Origin of the sequence: Flavobacterium sp. MMLR14_040, from assembly GCF_033657265.1 — a bacterium.
Lineage (GTDB): Bacteria > Bacteroidota > Bacteroidia > Flavobacteriales > Flavobacteriaceae > Flavobacterium.
The window spans coordinates 292,905-314,330 of record NZ_JAWVWO010000003.1 but is presented as its reverse complement, the minus strand read 5'-3'; the positions used below and the strand labels follow the sequence as shown (position 1 = coordinate 314,330).

Genomic DNA, 21,426 nt, shown 5'->3' with positions numbered 1-21,426 from the left:
TTCAATTTATATCTAAAACCTGTTCATTTGTTTGAGCAGGTTTTTTTATTTAAAACAAAAAAAGTTCAAACTTTAATTATTAATTGTTTAAAGAAATGTAATTTTCACCTTTTTTAAAGTATTTTATTTAGAATAAATAAGAATAGCTTGTTTTGTTTCGTTTCATAACTTAGATTTGCACTATTAAAATCAATTCTAAATAAAATGAAATATAAAATTACAGTTTCTTTTCTAAGTTTTTGTTTTGCTTTGCTGACTACAACAATCGTTTCGGCACAAGAAAAAGCAACGATTAAAGGTCAGATTACTTTAAAAAATAACGAATCTCCAGAGGGTATTTCTGTTGTTTTAAAAGGAACAAAATCAGGAACAACAACTGATGAGCAGGGTAATTATAGCTTAAAGAACATTAAACCCGGTACCTATACTCTAAAAGTTTCTTCTATAGGATATATAACTCAGGAAAAAGCAATTGTAATTAAAGAAGGTGATAACTTAACTCACAATTTCACAGTCACTACAAATTCAGAAGATTTATCAGAAGTAGTTGTAAATGGTGGTAAAACAAATCATTTTGCCCGTAAAGACACCAAACAGGTTTCAAGATTACCACTTAAAAATCTGGAAAATCCACAATCTTATACGACCATTACCGGAGAATTATTAAAAGAACAAGTAGTTACTAATTTTGATGATGCTCTTAAAAACGCCTCTGGTATTACACCGCTTTGGGCTGCAACAGGACGTGCCGGAGACGGAGCTGCTTATTATTCTTTAAGAGGATTCCCGGTTCAGCCAACAATGGTAAATGGTTTGCCTGGTTTAACAAACGGAAGTTTAGATCCGGCAAATATTGACAGAATTGAAATTATCAGAGGTCCTTCAGGAACTTTATTTGGAAGCAGTTTAATCTCTTACGGTGGTTTAATAAATACAACTACAAAAAGACCTTACAAAGGTTTTGGCGGAGAAATAAATTATACCGTTGGAAGCTTTGGTTTAAATCGTGCAACTGTTGATTTAAACACACCTCTTAACGAGAAAAAAACTTTAAATTTCAGAATAAACTCAGCTTACAACAAACAAAATAGTTTTCAGGATGCTGGTTTTAGAGAATCGTATTTTGTAGCACCTTCATTATCTTATGAAGTAAACGACAGATTATCATTCCTGGTTAATACTGAATTCATGAGCAACGAATCTACTAATCCAACAATGTTGTTTTTGGACAGAGGTGCTCCATTAAGAGTTCATAATATTAACGAGTTAAAGTATGACAACAATCGTTCGTATACTAGCAACGAACTTACGATGAAAACACCTTCTTATAATATCCAGGCTCAGATGAATTATAAATTTTCTGATCAATGGAGTTCTCAAACGGTTTTCTCTACCAGTTCAGCAAAATCAGTAGGAAACTATTCTTATTTATATGAAGGAACAAGTAGTCCTTTATTGGCATCAATTAAAAGCGGAATTGTATTAGCTCGTTATTTCACAGATCAGGACAATCAAAATATTACTACAGACATTCAACAAAATTTCAATGGTGATTTTAAAATTGGAAGCGTAAGAAATAGAATCGTTGTTGGTTTTGATTATTTCAAAAGAACCGCTACTGATCACAGTACTGAATATTTTGGAAATGGTTATGTGTATATAGGGGATGATTTAGCATCTTTTAATGCACTTTTTGGCCCTACAAACGGCGATACAGGAGATTTAACAAAAGCCGGAGCTGATGCCATAATTGGGAATAACCCAAGAAACAACAATAGCACAAAACAGGAAACTTACAGTGCTTATGTTTCTGATGTAATCAACTTTACTCCAGGATTATCTGCGATGTTAAGTTTACGTGCTGACCGTTTTATGAATGCCAAAAACGACGGATACAATCAAACTGCTTTTTCGCCAAAATTTGGATTAGTTTACCAGCCAATTTTGGATAAAGTTTCCATTTTTGCAAACTACATGAACGGATTCGTAAACATTGCACCGGGTCAAAATCGTAGTGCTGCTGTTGCAACACCTATAATACTTAATCCTGAACATGCAGATCAGTTTGAAGTGGGAACAAAATTGAATCTTTTTAAAGATAAACTTTACGCTACTTTTAGCTATTATGATATTAAGGTTGTTGATCAGACATATGTAATTGAAACACCTTACATAGATCCTGCAGACCCGACAACTCCACAACCAAATAATCAGACTACCTATCAGGATGGGGGTCAGAAAAACAAAGGTTTTGAAGCAGAATTTGTGGCAAACCCAATTAACGGTTTAAATATTGTTTTAGGATATAGTTATAACGATGCCGTTTTAACAAAAGGAGATGTGGAATTTGTAGACCGCAGATCTGAAAATGCAGGACCTAGAAACCTCGCAAACCTTTGGGCTAGTTACAAATTTACAAATGGTTTCCTGAGAGGTTTTGGCTTAGGCTTTGGAGGAAATTATGTTGGAGACAACATGATCATGAACAGAAAAACTACCGGAACATTTACAATTCCTGAGTACACCGTTTTAAATTCATCTTTGTTTTACAGTGCACAAAAATTTACGATCACAGTTAAATTAAACAACATTGCCAACAAAGAAATTTATGATGGATGGTCAACAATTCATCCTAAAGATCCAAGAGCTGTAGCAGCAAGTTTCTCTTATAGATTCTAATAAAAACCAAACAAAAACACCTTTCCTTAAAGAGAAAGGTGTTTTTTAAATTTTTAAACTTATGATAACAATAGCAAGTCTTATCGTTTTTTTAGCCTTTTATACTTTGTATTACACATCAAAAAGAGCTGCTTTATCGTATGATTTAGGTTTTGAAAAATGGATGAAAAACAATCCAAAGCAAACCAAAATTACCGGGGTAAGTTTATTAGTACTAGCTTATGGATTTTGGCTTTTTACCCAATCTCTAGGCTGTGGAACTCTGATGTTTTTTATTCAGTTAATGGCCGTTGGAAGTTTAATCATCATCTTAACTCCTTTAAAAAAAGTAAGTTCTAAAGCACTTTTAGCATTATTTGTAATTGTAGCTTTATTAGAATTATATTACCACTAAATATTCCTGATTTTATGCCGGCTAATCCCAAATATTTAACCCAATCTAAGTGGCAACGATTTGCCAAAATTACAGCTGCCATTTTAGGAGGCTATTTTGTTTCTGTAACCTTTCATTTGGCTTTGGCTGCATGGTTTGGACGGGCAAATGTTTTGATGACAATGGCCTTTACTGGATTTATTCTTTGGGTAGCGCTTATGGTGGTTGCCTTTTTAGCAAAAAGCGGATGGAAAATTTGGGGTATTTATCTCCTTCTTACATTGGTTTTTTCTCTTTTTATTTATTTAGGTCAAACATATAATCCAATGGCACAATAACATGAATAACCGTAATTATAATATCTATTTTCATACCCATACTGTTAGCGGAATCGTTATTAGTGTGGTTCTTTTTGTGATCTTCTTTGCAGGATCTTTTTCTTTTTTTAGAGATGAAATCATCAATTGGGAAAGAAGTGAATCTACTTCAAATACAAAAGAAATTCAGTTAAACTACAGCACAGCTTTAGATACACTTGACAAAAAATATGTTTTGCACGGAAGAAACATTACGATTTCTAAACCAAGTACAGAAAGAAGAGTTGCCATTTATTTAGAAGGTACCAAAGATACTTTGGCTCCAGCCAAACAAAAAGAGGGAACATTTTTTTATCTGGATACTCAAAATTACAAGTCATTCACTTATGAAGAATCTTATTCTTTAGGCGAATTTTTATACCGTTTGCACTTTTTAGCGCAAGTACCTTATCCGGTTGGGTATTATCTTTCAGGATTTATTGCCTTATTCTTTTTATTTGCAATTATAACGGGTGTTTTATTGCATTGGAAAAAAATTGTATCCAACTTTTATGTGTTCCGTCCGAAGGAAAAATTAAAAACATTGTGGACAGATGCTCACACAGCATTAGGAATGATTGGTTTGCCTTTTCAGTTTGTATATGCGGTGACCGGCGCTTTCTTTATGATTAAACTCTTGATCGTTGCTCCGGCTGTAATGGCTTTATACAAAGGTGATCAGGATAAATTATATAAGGAATTAGAATATAAAGATCCTGAATATAAATTTGACAATAAAAAATTAGCAACACCTTTTAATATCGATCAGTTGGTTGCAAAAGCAAAAAGCAATTGGTCAGATTTTGAAATTACACGTGTTTTCATTCAAAATTATGGTGATGCGAATATGCATGTTGTCGTAGAAGGTGAAATACCACACAATAAAAAATTCACGGGAGTTGGAAAAGTAGTTTACCGTATCGCTGACGGAAAAGAAATCGCCAGAAAAAATCCTATTACACAAAACAATTATTTAGATGTTGTAAAAAACGTATTGTACCGCATTCATTACGGTGATTACGGAGGTTATCCATTAAAAATTGTGAGTTTCATTTTAGGAATTATAACTTGTTTTGTAATCATTTCAGGTGTTATGATCTGGTTGGTTGCCAGACAAAAAAACAATATGCCTGAAAAGAAAAGACGTTTCAATGCAGCTGTTGTTCGCATTTATCTTGCCATTTGTTTAAGCATGTATCCAATAACGGCACTTTCTTTTATTGCTGCTAAAGTTTTTTATCCATTAAGTCAATCTAATTTATTTACACTTTATTTTGGCGGATGGTTATTGCTCATAATCTTTTTTATTATTAAAAAGAATGATGACTTCACGAATAAATTTTGTCTTATTTCAGGAAGTATTTTAGGATTTTTAATTCCAATTGCTAATGGAATTCTTTCCGGCGATTGGTTTTGGAATTCGTTTATAGAAAATCATATTCAGGTTTTCGTTATAGATGTTTTCTGGATTGTTCTGGCTTCGATATCATTGTATGTTGCTTATCATTTAAAGCCTAAAACTGTCGCAAAAAACTAAAAAAAATACAAATTATTTGTCCCTTATAGATTAAGCGTATACTTTTACGCTTTATTCAAAAATGGGATTCAAAAAGAAAATACGTTTTATACATAAATGGCTCGGATTAATTTCCGGGCTTATTGTTTTTATTGTCAGTATTACCGGCTGTATCTTTTGTTTTCATGACGAAATAAAAGATATTACGCGAAAAGAATGGCGTTTGGTTGAACCTCAAAATAAGCCATTTATTCAGCCATCGGTTTTATTAGGTAAGGCCAAAGAAATTCTTCCGAATTATAAATCAATCATGGTTTCCTACTACGGAAGAGATCGTTCGGCAATTGTTTATTCATATTCCGATATAGGTAGTTTATATCTCTACTTTAATCCCTACACAGGAAAACATTTAAAAATCGAAAATCCTGAAACCGATTTTTTTATTGTTGTCGAATACATTCATTTGTATTTGCTTCTGCCCGATTATATTGGCAAACATATTGTTGGTGGTGCAACAATCATCTTTATTCTTTTACTTATAACAGGAATAATTCAATGGTGGCCCAAACGAAAAAGTGATATCAAAAGAAGTTTTATAGTAAAATGGTCAGCCAAATGGCGTCGCGTCAACTATGATTGGCACAATACTTCAGGGTTTTATATTTCGGTAATCGCTATAATTATTGCCATTACAGGCTTAACTTTTACTTATGAATGGGTTGGCGACGGAATTTATAAAACCTTCAATTTTGGTGGAGATAAAGCTCTTGAAACAAAAGCGCCAGTAATTGACACAACAAAATTTAAAAGCAATACACTCGTTGCTATTGATCGTGCTTTTATAGCAACCATGAAATTACAGCCAAAAGCTGAAATGTTTTATGTAACAACGCCACAACAAAAAGGAGACATCATAAATACAGGTGCTTATCCGCATACTTTGCGATACGATCATCAAAGCAATTACTATTTTCATCCTGAAAATGGAAAACTAATACAAAGCGAGCCTTACGATAAAAAAAGTTTGGGTTTGCAGGTTGTCGAAATGAATTACGGTATTCATACGGGGCAAATTTTAGATTTACCGGGAAAAATTATTGCTTTTACAGCAAGTTTAATTGCAGCAGCTTTGCCTGTAACGGGTTTTGTAATTTGGTACGGAAGAAGAAAAAAGAGCTGTAAAAAATTGAAGGCATAAAAAAACCGCCTCGTTAAAAACGAGACGGTTTTTTTATAAATTTTCGAAACTAAATTAGTTTCTATTTGCTAAAGCATTCTTTTGTAAATTTTTAACTGATGCTACCTGGCTGTTTTCAAAAGCCACTTCGCAAAGATTATTCGCATTAAAGAAAATCCATTTTCCAGTTTTCATTCCGTTTGTGTATTCTCCAACGGCAAGTTTATTTCCTTTTTCGTCATAAGATACCCACGCACCATCTAATTTACCATCTTTATAGAAACCTTCTTGTTGTACTCTGCCATTATCATAATAATAAGTAGCTTTTACTTTGTTTCCAACAGCTTCTAATTCTGGTTTTACCTCTTGTGCAACTAAAATTCCAGAGAACATCATTGCAACTAAAATCACACACTTTTTCATATCTTTAGGTATTAATGTTATCAAATCGTTATCAAATATAATTAATTGTTTACATTAAACAAACTTTTACTTAACAATTTGGTAACATTGAATAAAAACTTAACATTGAAAATTAGACACATACAAAAAAACCAGCGCTGAGGCACTGGTTTTACTGGTTTTTTATAAAAAATTCAAATTCACGATAACGTTGTAAATTTGACAATAAATTACTTTAATAATGCATCCAACTGTGTTTGAAGTTCTGGAGATGAAGGCCTTGGTGCTTCTGCATTTAAAATATTTCCTTTAGGGTCAATCAAAATAAATCTCGGAATTCCCGTAACGCCATAACTGGTTACAAACTCAGATTCCCAATCTTTATCTGCAAATAATTGAGTTCCTCCCAGTTTATTATCAATTACAAACTTTTTCCATTTTTCATTGTCTTTTGCTTTATCTATTGAAACACTCACAAATTCAATGTTTTTTCCGTGATACTTTTCTTCAATTTTCTGCAAATAAGGAATTTCGCCTCTACATGGTCCACACCAGGTTGCCCAAAGATCTATATATACATATTTACCTTTTAAATTAGAAAGCTTTGTTTTTCCGCCTTTATGATTTTCATAATCAAAATCCGGAGAAGGTTTTCCAACTAATTTATTTGCTTTCGAAGCCCTGTCATATTCCTGAATCGCATATTGATTAAAACTTTCGAAATTTTGTTTCAATGCAGCTTTAAATTCAGGATCATAATTTCCTTTTTCAATACTTTCAATATCAGTTTTTTTCTTTGCTTCTAATAATGATGCAAATTCAGCGGGTTCTTTCTTAAAAGCTTCATTTTGAAATTTCTCATCTTTTATAGATTGTTGTGCTAAAAAGTTGCTCTCTTCAACACCTTTACCTTTATATACAATAGACTCATCAAATTCCTTAGCATTCATGGTTAGATTTACTTCAGAATCAGGTTTTAAATAAATATTCGACAATTCTGTTCCATCTGTAAAATAATAAAATCCTTTTGGAGCCTCAAAAGTGGCTGCAAAAATTCCTTTTTTATCTATTGGAATAACTTGTTTAAAATTATTTCTTCCTTTAATATATAAAGTATCACTATTTCTATTTTCAATTTTAGCTGTAAATTTAACTTGACTTTTGGCTTGACCGATAACATTCAAAGCGCTAAAAATCAGAAGACCGGTAACAAAAAAATTCTTCATATTTATAAAAGTTTATTTTTAGTGAATCAAATCTAGGCAAATTAGAAGTTTGAAAATTAAGAATTAACAAAATATTTAAAATTAATAGTCATCTAGTTGCATACTTTCTGCATTAATTTGAATTTTGTGTTTACTTTTGCAGTCTAAAATTTTGATCATGTATAGAAGTCATAATTGTGGCGAATTAAACGCCTCAAACATTAATACCGAAGTTACACTTGCTGGTTGGGTTCAAAAATCCCGCGATAAAGGATTTATGAATTGGGTTGATTTACGCGACCGTTACGGAATTACACAACTTATTTTCGACGAAAGCCGTACTGATAAAACCGTTTTTGAACTGGCTAAAACACTTGGTAGAGAATTTGTGATTCAGGTAAAAGGAAGTGTTATTGAGCGTGAAGCCAAAAACAAAAACATTCCGACTGGTGAAATCGAAATTTTAGTTTCTGAATTAAAGATTTTAAATGCAGCTTTAACACCTCCATTTACAATAGAAGATGAAACTGATGGTGGAGAAGATATCAGAATGAAATACCGTTATTTGGATATTCGTCGTAATCCTGTAAAAAACAGTTTATTATTCCGTCATAAAGTAGCGATGGAAGTTCGTAAATATTTATCTGATTTAGATTTCTGCGAAGTAGAAACACCTTACTTAATTAAATCGACTCCTGAAGGCGCAAGAGATTTCGTTGTGCCAAGCCGTATGAACGAAGGACAATTTTATGCTTTGCCACAATCTCCACAAACTTTTAAACAATTGTTGATGGTGGGTGGAATGGATAAATATTTCCAAATTGTGAAATGTTTCCGTGATGAAGATTTACGTGCAGACCGTCAGCCTGAGTTTACACAAATCGATTGTGAAATGGCATTTGTGGAGCAAGAAGATATTTTAAATGTTTTCGAAGGTTTGACAAGACATTTACTGAAAGAAATTAAAGGTATTGAAGTAGATAAATTCCCAAGAATTACCTACGAATATGCCATGAAAACATATGGAAATGATAAACCGGACATTCGTTTCGGAATGGAATTTGGAGAATTAAACGAATTTGCGAAACACAAAGATTTCCCTGTATTTAATGCGGCTGAATTGGTAGTTGGAATTGCAGTTCCGGGAGCAGGAAATTATACCCGTAAAGAAATTGACGGATTAATTGACTGGATAAAACGTCCGCAAGTTGGAGCATCAGGAATGGTGTATTCAAAATGTAATGATGACGGAACTTTTAAATCATCTGTAGATAAATTTTACGATCAGGACGATTTAGCACAATGGGCAAAAATTACAGGAGCAAAACCTGGTGATATGATTTTTGTGCTTTCGGGTCCTGCTGATAAAACTCGTGGACAGCTTTCTGCGCTTCGTATGGAATTAGCAACCCGTTTAGGATTGCGTAAACCAGAAGAATTTGCTCCTTTATGGGTTGTAGATTTCCCATTATTAGAACTTGACGAAGAAAGCGGCCGTTATCATGCCATGCACCACCCGTTTACGTCTCCAAAACCGGAAGACATGCATTTGTTGGAAACAGAACCGGGAAAAGTACGTGCAAACGCTTATGACATGGTTTTAAACGGAAATGAAATTGGCGGAGGATCTATTCGTATTCACGATAAAGCCACACAACAATTGATGTTTAAATATTTAGGTTTTACCGAAGATGAAGCAAAAGCACAATTTGGCTTTTTGATGGACGCATTTCAATTTGGAGCACCGCCACACGGTGGTTTGGCTTTTGGTTTAGACAGATTGGTTGCCATTTTAGGAGGCCAGGAGACTATTAGAGACTTTATTGCTTTTCCAAAAAACAATTCTGGTCGTGATGTAATGATTGATGCACCAGCCAAAATTGATGATGCTCAGTTAAAAGAACTTCATATTAAAGTAGATACAATATAATTTCTAAAGAATTTAAAATAAAAAACTGCAGCTAAAAATTAGCTGCAGTTTTTTTATGCTTGATAATGAAGCAATACCTGTTTTAAAGGAGAAATACGATTTATAAAGTTAAGATTGATGATAAGAAAGCGAATTGTTCTCTTAAAAAAATAATTTTGAAGATAATTTAAAAATTTCCTACTTTTTATTCTTACAATAAATGATTCTCAATTAAAGCATATCCAGATACAAATTGATGCAATATAAATAGCGAAAACACTGTGAATCAATAATTTTTACAAAAAATTAACACCTTATTGTCTTTTGTATGAATTTATATGTTACATTTGCTACATTATAAATTATTATTACAATTACAATGCGTACAGGTACAGTAAAATTTTTCAATGAATCTAAAGGTTATGGATTCATTACAGACGAAGAAACAGGAAAAGATATCTTCGTTCACGCTTCAGGAATTAACGCGGAAGAATTACGCGAAGGTGACCGTGTAAGCTACGAAGAAGAAGAAGGAAGAAAAGGGAAAGTTGCTGCTAAAGTAGCAGTAATCTAAGAAAAATATAGCAATTTATTTTTTTTGCCTCTGAATGGTTTTAAAACGTCTCGATTAATTTCGAGACGTTTTTTTTTGGTCAAATCTTAAAAAAAACATAAAATAGGTTGCTGTTATTTATAATCAATAAAAATTACAATTATTAACCCTTTTGTTACACACTTAAATCCTTTTTTAGCTTGTGATTTACAGAGTTGAAAGCTATCTTTGTGGCTCATTTTTAAGTAAAAAACCCCCAAGATTATGCAATCTGATCAATACAGTTATCTTCCTATTTTAATGCAGTTTATTTTAGCTGTAGGTTTTGTGGTAGGAACCATCATTGTTTCTGGAAAATTAGGTCCAAAAAGAACTTCAGAAGTTAAAGATAAAAACTTTGAGTGCGGTATCGAATCTGTTGGTAATGCCCGTATTCCTTTTTCTGTAAAATACTTCTTAGTAGCCATTTTATTTGTATTGTTTGATGTAGAGGTAATTTTCCTTTATCCTTGGGCAGTAAACTTTAAAGAACTTGGTGTTGAGGGAATGCTTAAAATGATTGTCTTTATGGCTTTGCTTTTAGTTGGTTTCTTCTATATTATCAAAAAGAAAGCTTTAGACTGGGAATAAAACGATTTTAGATTTTAGATTGGTGATTTTAGATTAAGAATTAGCTAATACCTGAACTTAAAAATAAAACACAATTTGAAATTTGATTTCCTCGAATTAATATACTGATTAAAAAAATTGATTTTAACTTTTACGATTTCCCAAATCTAAAATCTAAAATCAGAAATCTAAAATAAAATGAGCGATTCAAATGTAAATATGGTTGCGCCGCCAGAAGGAGTTGTGGGAGAAGGTTTCTTCGCTACAAAACTAAATGACGTTGTAGGTTTAGCGAGAGCCAATTCATTATGGCCTTTGCCTTTTGCAACTTCATGCTGTGGTATCGAATTCATGGCCACAATGGCTTCACATTACGATTTAGCAAGATTTGGTTCTGAGCGTGTGAGTTTTTCTCCTCGTCAGGCAGATATGTTGCTGGTAATGGGAACTATTTCTAAAAAAATGGCGCCTATCTTAAGACAAGTTTACGAACAAATGTCTGAACCTCGCTGGGTAATTGCAGTTGGAGCTTGTGCTTCATCAGGCGGGATCTTCGATACTTATTCTGTTTTACAAGGAATCGATAAAGTAATTCCTGTTGACGTTTACGTTCCGGGATGCCCTCCAAGACCAGAACAAATTGTTGATGGAGTAATGAAACTTCAGGAATTGGTAAAAAGCGAATCTGTGAGACGCAGAAGTTCTCCGGAATACCAAGAATTACTAGCTTCATATAACATTTCATAAGATGGCTTTAGAAAATACCCTGATTCAAGATAAACTTACAGAAACATTTGACACAAGTGTTTTTAACTTTCAACAAGAAAGAGATATTTTTTCACTAGAAACTACTGCTGACAAAATCACAGCCCTGATTCTTTTTTTGAAAAACGATTCTGATTTACGTTTCCATTTTTTAACCGATTTATGCGGTGTTCATTATCCGGACAACGAAACAGATCGTCAGTTTGCAATAGTATATCATTTGCACAATTGGTACGAAAACAAACGTATTAGAATCAAAGTATTCTTAAACGGTGAAAAACCAGAGATAAAAACTATTTCAAATATTTTCCTAAGTTCAAACTGGATGGAAAGAGAAACATACGATTTCTTCGGTGTTAACTTTATTGGTCATCCGCAATTGAAACGTATTTTGAATATGGATGAAATGATCTCGTTCCCGATGCGAAAAGAATTCCCAATGGAAGACAGCGGAAGAACAGATAAGGATGACAGATTCTTTGGAAGAACAACAACAAATTGCTAAAAAATAAATAATTCAACATTATAAAATGTCAGAACTATTATTACCACCAGAGCATAGATATGCTAAAATAATAAAGGAGAAACTAAACGAAGACGGAAGCGAGCTTTCTGTACTAAATTTAGGGCCAACGCACCCAGCTACACACGGTATTTTTCAAAATATCCTGTTGATGGATGGAGAAAGAATCCTTGAGGCTGAACCAACTATTGGCTACATCCACAGAGCTTTCGAGAAAATTGCCGAAAATCGTCCTTTTTATCAAATTACGCCACTTACAGACCGTATGAACTATTGCTCCTCTCCTATAAACAATATGGGATGGTGGATGACATTAGAAAAATTATTAAATATTGAAGTTCCAAAAAGAGCACAATATTTAAGAGTAATTGTAATGGAGCTGGCTCGTATTACAGACCACTTAATCTGTAACTCGATTTTGGGTGTTGATACTGGTGCATATACTGGTTTCTTGTACGTTTTTCAATTTAGAGAAAAAGTTTACGAGATTTACGAAGAAATTTGTGGTGCTCGTTTAACAACAAATATGGGAAGAATTGGTGGTTTCGAAAGAGATTGGTCACCAGAAGCATTCCGCAAATTAGATGTGTTTTTACAAGATTTTCCTGTCGCCTGGCAAGAATTTGTAAACTTATTCGAAAGAAACAGAATTTTCCTTGACAGAACCGTAGACGTAGGCGCAATCTCAGCAGAGCAAGCAATGGCTTACGGATTTACAGGTCCAAATTTACGTGCTGCCGGAGTTGATTACGACGTTCGTGTTGCACAGCCTTACTCTTCTTACGAAGATTTCGATTTTGTTGTTCCTGTTGGAAAATCAGGTGACACTTACGATCGTTTCTGTGTTCGTAATGCTGAAGTTTGGGAAAGTTTAAGCATTATCCGTCAAGCTTTGGATAAAATGCCTGCAGGAAACGAATATCATGCAGAAGTTCCTGATTACTACCTTCCTCCAAAAGAAGATGTTTATACTTCTATGGAATCTTTAATTTATCACTTTAAGATTGTAATGGGAGAAGTTCCTGTACCAGTTGCAGAAATCTATCATCCTGTTGAAGGTGGAAACGGAGAAATCGGATTTTATTTAGTTACAGACGGAAGCAGAACTCCATATAGATTACATTTCAGAAGACCTTGTTTTATTTATTACCAGGCTTATCCTGAAATGATTAAAGGCGCTTTACTGTCAGATGCAATTGTTATCCTTTCGAGTTTAAATGTAATTGCCGGAGAATTAGACGCGTAAAAATTTAGATTTTAGATTGTAGAATTTAGATTAAAAAATTTGTGACTTTGCGCCTTAGTGGCAAAAAAAGAATAAAATGGAAAGAAAACATTACAAACAAGAAATAAATATGACTGAAGCATTGATGACCCGCATCAATGAATTAATTAGTCATTATCCTGAAGACAAAAGAAAATCAGCTTTGTTACCTGTTTTGCATGAAGTGCAGGATGCACACGATAACTGGTTAAGTATCGAGTTGCAGGATAAGGTTGCCGAAATTTTACACATAAAACCAATTGAGGTTTACGAAGTGGTTACTTTTTATACCATGTACAACCAAAAACCAATTGGAAAATACATGTTTGAATTCTGCCAGACTTCTTGTTGTTGTTTAAATGGTGCCGAAAATTTAATGGATTATACTTCTGAAAAATTAGGCATTAAAATGGGCGAAACAACTCCCGACGGAATGTTTACCATTGCCGGCGTAGAATGTTTAGGTGCCTGCGGATATGCTCCGATGATGCAGTTAGGCGATTTCTACAAAGAAAAATTGACAGAAGAAAAAATCGATCAGTTAATTGCTGATTGCAGAGATGATAAAATAATATTACACGATAAATAATATGTCACAAAAAATATTATTAGATAAAATCAATATTCCAGGAATTAAAACCTACGAAGTTTATCGCCAAAATGGTGGTTATGCTTCTGTAGAAAAAGCTTTGAAAACACTTACACCAGACGAAGTTGTTGAAGAAGTAAAAAAATCAGGACTTCGTGGTCGTGGTGGCGCAGGTTTCCCTGCAGGAATGAAATGGAGCTTTATTGATAAAAAATCAGGAAAACCAAGACATTTAGTTTGCAACGCCGACGAATCTGAACCGGGAACTTTTAAAGATCGTTATTTGATGGAATTTATTCCTCACTTATTGATCGAAGGAATGATTACTTCAAGTTTTGCCTTAGGCGCTAACCTTTCATATATCTACATTCGTGGAGAATATATGTGGGTCTTCAAAATTTTAGAAAGAGCAATCAACGAAGCAAGAGCTGCGGGTTGGTTAGGAAAAAATATATTAGGAACAGGTTACGATTTAGAATTACATGTTCACTGTGGAGCCGGAGCTTATATCTGTGGAGAAGAAACTGCACTTATTGAGTCTTTGGAAGGTAAAAGAGGAAACCCTCGTATTAAACCACCATTCCCTGCAGTTTCAGGACTTTGGGCAAATCCAACAGTAGTAAACAATGTAGAAACTATCGCAGCTGTGCCTTGGATCATCAATAATTCTGGAGATGATTATGCTAAAATTGGTGTAGGCCGTTCAACCGGAACTAAATTAATTTCTGCTTCAGGACACATTAAAAATCCTGGCGTTTATGAAATTGAATTAGGATTAAGCGTTGACGAATTCATGAATTCTGATGAATATTTAGGAGGAATGTCTTCTAGCAGACCTTTGAAAGCTTTTGTACCTGGAGGATCTTCAGTGCCAATTTTGCCAGCTGAATTGATTTTTAAAACAGCAAACGGTGAAGACAGATTAATGACTTACGAATCTTTAAGTGATGGTGGTTTTGCTACCGGATCTATGTTAGGTTCAGGAGGATTTATTGTTTATAATGACACTGCTTGTGTGGTAAGAAATACTTGGAATTTTGCACGTTTCTACCATCACGAATCTTGCGGACAATGTACACCTTGTCGTGAAGGAACAGGATGGTTAGAAAAAATATTGTGGAGAATCGAAAACGGTCAAGGCCGTGAAGAGGATATCGAATTATTGTGGAGTATTCAAAGTAAAATTGAGGGTAACACAATTTGCCCGCTTGGAGATGCCGCTTCCTGGCCAGTAGCAGCAGCGATTCGTCACTTTAGAGATGAATTTGAATACCACGTTCGTTTCCCTGAAAAAATTAAAAATAGAGATCACTTTGTTGCTGAACCTTTTTCTCAAGTGAAGCATTTAGTAGGCGGTAAAGTAATCGTATAAAATATGAAAATAATTTTTACATTTTTATTTGTTCTTTTAAGCGTAGTTACTAATGCTCAAAGATTTGATGGGTATGTCGTAACAAACGCTAATGATACTATAAAATGTAAATTTTCATTAGATATGAATATTTTCGACAGTACTTTATTCTATGATGCAGGAATCAGTAAGAGAGCAAAAATTTATAAAGAGAACGGAGAAAAGGTAAAATATATGCCTTCAGAATTAAAAACCGTTTTTATCACTGGACCGAAACAAGGAGATTATAGGTTTGTAAGTTTAGCCGAAGATAAAGATCATTTTTTCCATGAGAAAATTAAAGGAAAAATATCTTATTATATTTTATATAAAGGGAACCTTCAAGGAGGATTTCCACTACAAGAACCTTATGTTTTAAAAGACGGAAAACTTGTAGAAATGACAGGGTTTAGTACACGAAAAAAGTTTGCAGCATTTATAATTGATTATCCTGAATTATATGAAAAGTGGATAGATTCAAATAATAATTATAAGTTAGGTCAAATGGAAGAGGTAATAATATTATATAATGAGCATTTCAAATAGTTAAAAAATAAAGCAGAAAGTTATAAAGTTAATAATATCAAAAAGGACAGCAATTCTTTTCAATATTCCGACTTTCAACATTCAAATCAATAAGAGATGAAAGTAACCATAGACGGTCAAAGTATAGACGTAGAGCCAGGAACAACGATTCTACAGGCTGCACGTATGATTGGTGGAGATTTGGTACCGCCAGCCATGTGCTATTACTCAAAATTAAAAGGCAGCGGCGGTAAATGTCGTTGTTGTTTAGTTGAAGTTTCTAAAGGAAGCGAAGCTGACCCAAGACCAATGCCAAAATTAATGGCATCTTGTGTAACAGGATGTATGGACGGAATGGAAGTAAACAGCAAATCTTCTGACAGAGTAACAGAAGCTCGTAAATCTGTAACAGAATTTTTATTGATCAATCACCCATTAGATTGTCCGGTTTGTGACCAGGCCGGTGAATGTGATTTACAAAACTTAAGTTTCGAGCACGGAAATCCAAAATCACGTTTTATAGAAGAAAAAAGAACATTCGAACCAGAAGATATTGGTCCGAATATTCAATTACATATGAACCGTTGTATTTTATGTCAAAGATGTGTACAAGTTGCAGATCAATTGACAGACAACAGAGTACACGGAGTATTAGATCGTGGAGATCACGCTAATATTTCAACCGGAATCTCAAAAGCGATCGATAATGAATTCTCTGGAAACATGATCGACGTTTGCCCTGTTGGAGCATTGACTGACAAAACTTTCCGTTTCAAATCGAGAGTTTGGTTTAATAAACCTTACAATGCTCACAGAGAATGTACGACTCCTGGATGTTGCGGAAAAACGACAGTTTGGATGTTTGGAGGAGAAATTCAACGTGTAACTGGTCGTAAAGACGAATATCACGAAGTGGAAGAATTCATTTGCAACTCTTGTCGTTTTGACCACAAAAATGTAAATGACTGGGTTATTGAAGGACCAAGAGAATTTGAAAAAGATTCTGTTATCAACCAAAATAACTACACTCAAAAATTAGAGAAAGTAGAAATCGCGACAGAAAAAACTATCCTTATGGGTAGAGATATAGACCGTAAAAAAATTAGTATGGCTGAAATTCCATTAAACACTAACAACAAAATTTCTTAAGATGGTAGATGGTACGTTTATTATAGAGAAAAGTGTTGTGATTGTTGTGGTTTTTGCCATAACAATGATTATGGCGATGTATTCTACCTGGGCTGAACGTAAAGTTGCGGCTTTTCTTCAGGATCGTGTAGGACCAAACCGTGCCGGATGGGGAGGTTTATTACAGCCTCTTGCAGATGGTATGAAATTATTCTCAAAAGAAGAATTTGAGCCAAACACACCTAATAAATTTTTATTTGTTGTTGGACCTGCAATTGCCATGAGTACGGCTTTGATGACCAGCGCTGTTATTCCATGGGGCGACAAATTGCACGTTTTTGGAAGAGACGTGGTTTTACAAGCTACAGATATCAACATTGGATTGTTATATTTCTTCGGAGTTGTTTCTGTTGGAGTTTACGGAATCATGATTGGTGGATGGGCTTCAAACAATAAATTCTCATTGATGGGAGCGGTTCGTGCGGCTTCTCAAATGGTTTCTTATGAAGTTGCTATGGGATTATCGATGATTGCTTTATTGATGATGACCGGAACTTTAAGCTTAAAAGAAATCTCTGAGCAACAAGCAGGAATGAACTGGAATGTTTTTTACCAACCCTTATCATTCTTGATTTTCCTTATTTGTGCTTTTGCAGAAACAAATAGAACTCCTTTTGACTTAGCAGAATGTGAATCTGAGTTAATTGGTGGATATCATACTGAATATTCATCCATGAAAATGGGATTCTATTTATTTGCTGAATACGCCAATATGTTTATCTCGGCTACCATTATATCTGTATTGTTTTTCGGAGGATACAATTATCCCGGAATGCAATGGATGGTAGAAAATGCAGGAGTTAATATTGCTAACATCTTAGGAATCGCAGTATTATTTGCAAAAATATGTTTTTGGATCTTTTTCTACATGTGGGTTCGTTGGACAATTCCAAGATTTAGATATGACCAATTAATGAATTTAGGGTGGAGAATTTTAATTCCGCTTTCAATTATTAATATCATGATTACGGGTGCTGTTATTTTGAGACACGATATAGCTGCCGCTTTAGGATTCTAAAACCGTTTGTCAGCTTCAAATAAAAATAAATAGATTTAGAATTTGATTTTACCGTCAAATTGCGAATCGTAAATCATACATTATAAAATGTCAATAGAAACTATATCATTATCGGGTAGAAAAAAGATGGTCTCCAACAAAGAGATGACTTTTTGGGAGCGATTGTATCTTGTGGCGATTGTGAAGGGATTGTTTATTACGCTTAAACATCTATTCAGAAAAAAAGTAACCATTCACTATCCGGAACAAGTGCGTGAAATGAGTCCGGTTTATCGTGGTCAACACCAGTTGAAACGTGATGAGCAAGGTCGTGAAAATTGCACTGCTTGCGGATTATGCGCTTTATCATGTCCTGCAGAAGCTATCACAATGAAAGCGGCTGAACGTAAAGCAGATGAAAAACATTTGTATAGAGAAGAAAAATACGCCTCTATATATGAAATCAATATGTTGCGTTGTATTTTCTGTGGTTTATGCGAAGAAGCATGCCCGAAAGATGCAATTTACCTGACTACTTCAAAAGTTTTGGTTCCATCAAGCTATGAAAGAGAAGACTTTATTTTTGGAAAAGACAGATTAGTGATGCCTCTTGATGTGGCAATCAAAAATGCACAACTTAATAATGCTAATTAAATGATACATATTCCTGATTTTGCTCACGCAACAACTGTTCAAGTTATATTTTGTTTCTTGGCGTTTATCACGGTAATAACCGCATTTTTAACCATTTTTAGCAGAAACCCAATTCACAGTGCCATTTATTTGGTAATCTGTTTCTTCTCTATTGCAGGTCATTATTTATTGCTTAACGCACAATTTTTAGCAATTGTACATATTATAGTCTATTCCGGAGCAATTATGATTTTGTTCCTGTTTACGATCATGTTGATGAATTTGAATGAACAACGAGATGTACACCGACCAAGGATTACACGCTTGGGTGCAATTGTGTCTTTTTGCTTGATTTGCATTGTATTAATTGCAATTTTCATTAATTCAAAACCAATTGTTGGTGATTACGATTCGACTGGAGAAGATTTCCAATCTATTAAAGTATTGGGTAAAATATTATTGAATGAATATATGGTTCCGTTTGAATTTGCTTCAGTTTTACTTTTAGTAGCGATGATTGGAACTGTACTATTGTCTAAAAAAGAAAAATTAAATAAATAATGGGTAATATATTAAATCAAATAGGTATTGAAAACTACATCTTTTTAAGTGTTGTACTTTTCTGTATTGGTGTTTTTGGTGTATTGTATAGACGAAATGCAATCATTGTATTCATGTCTATCGAAATCATGTTGAATGCTGTTAACCTTTTATTTGTTGCTTTTTCAACTTATCATCAAGATGCACAAGGACAAGTTTTTGTATTCTTCTCGATGGCAGTTGCTGCGGCAGAAGTTGCAGTTGGATTGGCTATTTTAGTTTCGATCTTTAGAAATTTAGGTTCGATTAGTATCGATAATTTAAAAAATTTAAAAGGATAAATGGAAATGGATACCAATTTAGCTTTAGTTTTAGTATTAGCTCCTTTTTTAGGATTTTTAATCAATGTTTTCTTTGGAAAAACTTTAGGAAAAACAGCTTCCGGAATTATTGGAACTGTTTCTGTTTTAGTTTCTTTTCTTGTTACAATTTTCTTTTTCAATCAGCTTACTCAAACTGAAAAAGCCATTCAGATAACTTTATTTGACTGGATTCAGATCAGTAACCTACATATCAATCTTGGATTTCTATTAGATCAATTATCTCTGCTTTGGTTACTTTTTGTAACAGGTATTGGTTCTTTGATTCATTTATATTCAATTAGTTATATGCATGATGATGAAAATATGCATAAATTTTTTGCTTATTTAAATCTTTTCGTGTTTTTCATGATTACTCTTGTGATTGGAAGTAACTTACTAGTTTTATTTATTGGCTGGGAAGGTGTTGGACTTTGCTCGTATTTATTAATTGGATTTTGGTACAAAAACCAAAGTTACAATGATGCTGCGAAAAAAGCTTTCATCATGAACAGAATTGGAGATTTAGGTTTATTAATTGGAATGTTCATTCTTGGCTCAATGTTCTCAACTTTAGATTATGCTACTTTAAAAACAGCAATTTCGGGAGCTACGAATTTAAATTTACCATTGCTTTCATTGGCTGCATTATGCTTGTTCATCGGAGCTTGTGGTAAATCTGCACAAATTCCGTTATACACCTGGCTGCCTGATGCAATGGCTGGACCAACTCCTGTTTCTGCGTTAATTCACGCTGCAACCATGGTTACTGCCGGTATATTTATGGTAACGAGATTAAACTTTGTATTTGATTTAGCTCCGGATGTTCAAACTGTTATTGCTGTTATTGGTGCTATCACTTCATTAGTTGCTGCAACAATTGGTTTGGTTCAGACAGATATTAAAAAGGTTTTGGCCTACTCTACCGTTTCTCAATTAGGATTAATGTTTTTAGCCTTAGGATTTGGCGCTTATGAAGTTGCCGTTTTCCACGTAATCACACACGCTTTCTTTAAAGCTTGTCTTTTCTTAGGCTCAGGATCTGTTATACACGGTTTACACGGAGAACAGGATATGCGCAAAATGGGTGGTTTACGTAAAGCAATGCCAATCACTTTTTGGACAATGTTAATTTCATCATTAGCTATTTCTGGAGTTCCATTTTTCTCCGGTTTCTTCTCTAAAGACGAAATTTTAATGACCGCTTTCCACCATAGTATTCCATTATATGTTGTTGGATCTATCGCATCAATTATGACTGCTTTTTATATGTTTAGATTAATGTTCCTTACTTTCTTTAAAGATTTTAGAGGAACTGAAGAACAAAAACATCATTTACATGAAAGTGACGGTTTAATTACTTTTCCTTTAATGATTCTTGCAGTCTTAGCTACTTTTGGCGGATTGATTAGTTTACCTGGGAACAGTTGGTTAAACGAATATTTGGCTCCACTTTTTACAAAAGCTGCAGGCGAAGAACATCATTTAGGAACAACAGAATATACTTTGATGGGTGTTGCTGTTTTAGGCGGATTATTAGGAATTTTAATTGCCTACATCAAATACTTCAAACAAGATAATGTTCCTGAAGCAGATGAAAACATTACTGGTGTAACAAAAGTACTTTACAACAAATATTATGTTGATGAAATTTACGACGCAATATTTGTTCGTTCTATAAACGGATTATCAAGATTCTTTAGAGATACTATCGAAACAGGTTTATCATCTCTTGTTTTCGGATTAGGAAAAGTAACCAATGAAATAGGTTTTCAAGGTAAAAAATTACAAAGCGGAAGCATCGGATTATATCTTTTTGCATTTGTTTTAGGTCTTTGCGCCATTGTTTCCTATATATTTTTAGCTAAATAATT

22 protein-coding genes are annotated in these 21,426 nt (G+C 33.8%); 20 read left to right on the top strand and 2 right to left on the bottom strand.

What is annotated here, in order from left to right; genetic code table 11:
* Positions 1-204: 204 nt before the first annotated feature.
* From SD960_RS06550 to SD960_RS06530, 5 genes are all read left to right on the top strand, one after another.
* Positions 205-2,679 (top strand): TonB-dependent receptor, encoded by a 2,475-nt coding sequence (locus SD960_RS06550; protein ID WP_318801678.1) that lies wholly within the window; start codon positions 205-207, stop codon positions 2,677-2,679.
* A 61-nt stretch (positions 2,680-2,740) separates the two neighbouring features.
* Positions 2,741-3,073, top strand: coding sequence for a hypothetical protein (locus SD960_RS06545; RefSeq protein WP_318801676.1), 333 nt, complete (start codon positions 2,741-2,743; stop codon positions 3,071-3,073).
* A 14-nt stretch (positions 3,074-3,087) separates the two neighbouring features.
* Positions 3,088-3,390: a hypothetical protein gene (locus tag SD960_RS06540; protein WP_318801675.1), complete on the top strand. Its 303-nt coding sequence runs from the start codon at positions 3,088-3,090 to the stop codon at positions 3,388-3,390.
* Position 3,391: 1 nt separating this feature from the next.
* A complete protein-coding gene (locus SD960_RS06535) occupies positions 3,392-4,945 on the top strand; it encodes a PepSY-associated TM helix domain-containing protein (RefSeq protein ID WP_318801674.1) in 1,554 nt (517 codons plus the stop codon).
* Between the two features lie 61 nt (positions 4,946-5,006).
* On the top strand, positions 5,007-6,122 hold the full coding sequence (locus SD960_RS06530) for a PepSY-associated TM helix domain-containing protein (protein WP_318801673.1): 1,116 nt from the start codon (positions 5,007-5,009) through the stop codon (positions 6,120-6,122).
* A gap of 54 nt (positions 6,123-6,176) precedes the next feature.
* Here SD960_RS06530 and SD960_RS06525 read toward each other — a convergent pair whose 3' ends face one another.
* Both SD960_RS06525 and SD960_RS06520 read right to left on the bottom strand, forming a co-directional pair.
* Positions 6,177-6,524, bottom strand: coding sequence for a toxin-antitoxin system YwqK family antitoxin (locus tag SD960_RS06525; protein WP_042563260.1), 348 nt, complete (start codon positions 6,522-6,524; stop codon positions 6,177-6,179).
* Between the two features lie 209 nt (positions 6,525-6,733).
* Complete coding sequence (locus SD960_RS06520) at positions 6,734-7,729, bottom strand: TlpA disulfide reductase family protein (protein ID WP_318801671.1); 996 nt, start codon at positions 7,727-7,729, stop codon at positions 6,734-6,736.
* A gap of 157 nt (positions 7,730-7,886) precedes the next feature.
* Between SD960_RS06520 and aspS the strand changes: the two genes are divergently transcribed.
* The 15 genes from aspS (at position 7,887) to nuoL (ending at position 21,424) form a co-directional block, all read left to right on the top strand.
* Positions 7,887-9,638 carry an aspartate--tRNA ligase gene (aspS, locus tag SD960_RS06515; RefSeq protein ID WP_318801670.1) on the top strand — a complete coding sequence of 584 codons (1,752 nt, stop codon included), beginning with the start codon at positions 7,887-7,889 and terminating at the stop codon, positions 9,636-9,638.
* 358 nt (positions 9,639-9,996) lie between these two features.
* Positions 9,997-10,191, top strand: a complete 195-nt coding sequence (locus SD960_RS06510) for a cold-shock protein (protein WP_007137066.1) — start codon at positions 9,997-9,999, stop codon at positions 10,189-10,191.
* Between the two features lie 243 nt (positions 10,192-10,434).
* Complete coding sequence (locus SD960_RS06505; RefSeq protein WP_042563257.1) at positions 10,435-10,800, top strand: NADH-quinone oxidoreductase subunit A; 366 nt, start codon at positions 10,435-10,437, stop codon at positions 10,798-10,800.
* A gap of 177 nt (positions 10,801-10,977) precedes the next feature.
* Positions 10,978-11,526, top strand: coding sequence for an NADH-quinone oxidoreductase subunit B (locus tag SD960_RS06500; protein WP_041516812.1), 549 nt, complete (start codon positions 10,978-10,980; stop codon positions 11,524-11,526).
* Position 11,527: 1 nt separating this feature from the next.
* Positions 11,528-12,049, top strand: coding sequence for an NADH-quinone oxidoreductase subunit C (locus SD960_RS06495; protein WP_318801664.1), 522 nt, complete (start codon positions 11,528-11,530; stop codon positions 12,047-12,049).
* A 25-nt stretch (positions 12,050-12,074) separates the two neighbouring features.
* Entirely contained in the window at positions 12,075-13,313 is a 1,239-nt protein-coding gene (locus SD960_RS06490; RefSeq protein ID WP_318801663.1) for an NADH-quinone oxidoreductase subunit D, read from the top strand.
* Between the two features lie 76 nt (positions 13,314-13,389).
* Entirely contained in the window at positions 13,390-13,920 is a 531-nt protein-coding gene (locus tag SD960_RS06485; protein WP_029271565.1) for a complex I 24 kDa subunit family protein, read from the top strand.
* Between the two features lies 1 nt (position 13,921).
* Positions 13,922-15,292, top strand: a complete 1,371-nt coding sequence (gene nuoF / locus SD960_RS06480) for an NADH-quinone oxidoreductase subunit NuoF (protein ID WP_318801661.1) — start codon at positions 13,922-13,924, stop codon at positions 15,290-15,292.
* 3 nt (positions 15,293-15,295) lie between these two features.
* On the top strand, positions 15,296-15,856 hold the full coding sequence (locus tag SD960_RS06475) for a hypothetical protein (RefSeq protein ID WP_230700059.1): 561 nt from the start codon (positions 15,296-15,298) through the stop codon (positions 15,854-15,856).
* A 96-nt stretch (positions 15,857-15,952) separates the two neighbouring features.
* A complete protein-coding gene (locus SD960_RS06470; RefSeq protein WP_318801659.1) occupies positions 15,953-16,984 on the top strand; it encodes a 2Fe-2S iron-sulfur cluster-binding protein in 1,032 nt (343 codons plus the stop codon).
* Position 16,985: 1 nt separating this feature from the next.
* Positions 16,986-18,041 (top strand): NADH-quinone oxidoreductase subunit NuoH, encoded by a 1,056-nt coding sequence (nuoH, locus tag SD960_RS06465; RefSeq protein ID WP_318801658.1) that lies wholly within the window; start codon positions 16,986-16,988, stop codon positions 18,039-18,041.
* 87 nt (positions 18,042-18,128) lie between these two features.
* Positions 18,129-18,674, top strand: coding sequence for a NuoI/complex I 23 kDa subunit family protein (locus tag SD960_RS06460; RefSeq protein ID WP_059114695.1), 546 nt, complete (start codon positions 18,129-18,131; stop codon positions 18,672-18,674).
* Entirely contained in the window at positions 18,675-19,214 is a 540-nt protein-coding gene (locus SD960_RS06455; protein ID WP_318801656.1) for an NADH-quinone oxidoreductase subunit J, read from the top strand. It abuts the gene before it with no gap.
* Positions 19,214-19,534: an NADH-quinone oxidoreductase subunit NuoK gene (nuoK, locus tag SD960_RS06450; RefSeq protein ID WP_026982591.1), complete on the top strand. Its 321-nt coding sequence runs from the start codon at positions 19,214-19,216 to the stop codon at positions 19,532-19,534. Before SD960_RS06455 ends, nuoK begins: the two co-directional genes overlap by 1 nt.
* Before the next feature lie 6 nt (positions 19,535-19,540).
* On the top strand, positions 19,541-21,424 hold the full coding sequence (nuoL, locus tag SD960_RS06445) for an NADH-quinone oxidoreductase subunit L (RefSeq protein WP_318801653.1): 1,884 nt from the start codon (positions 19,541-19,543) through the stop codon (positions 21,422-21,424).
* Positions 21,425-21,426: the final 2 nt, after the last annotated feature.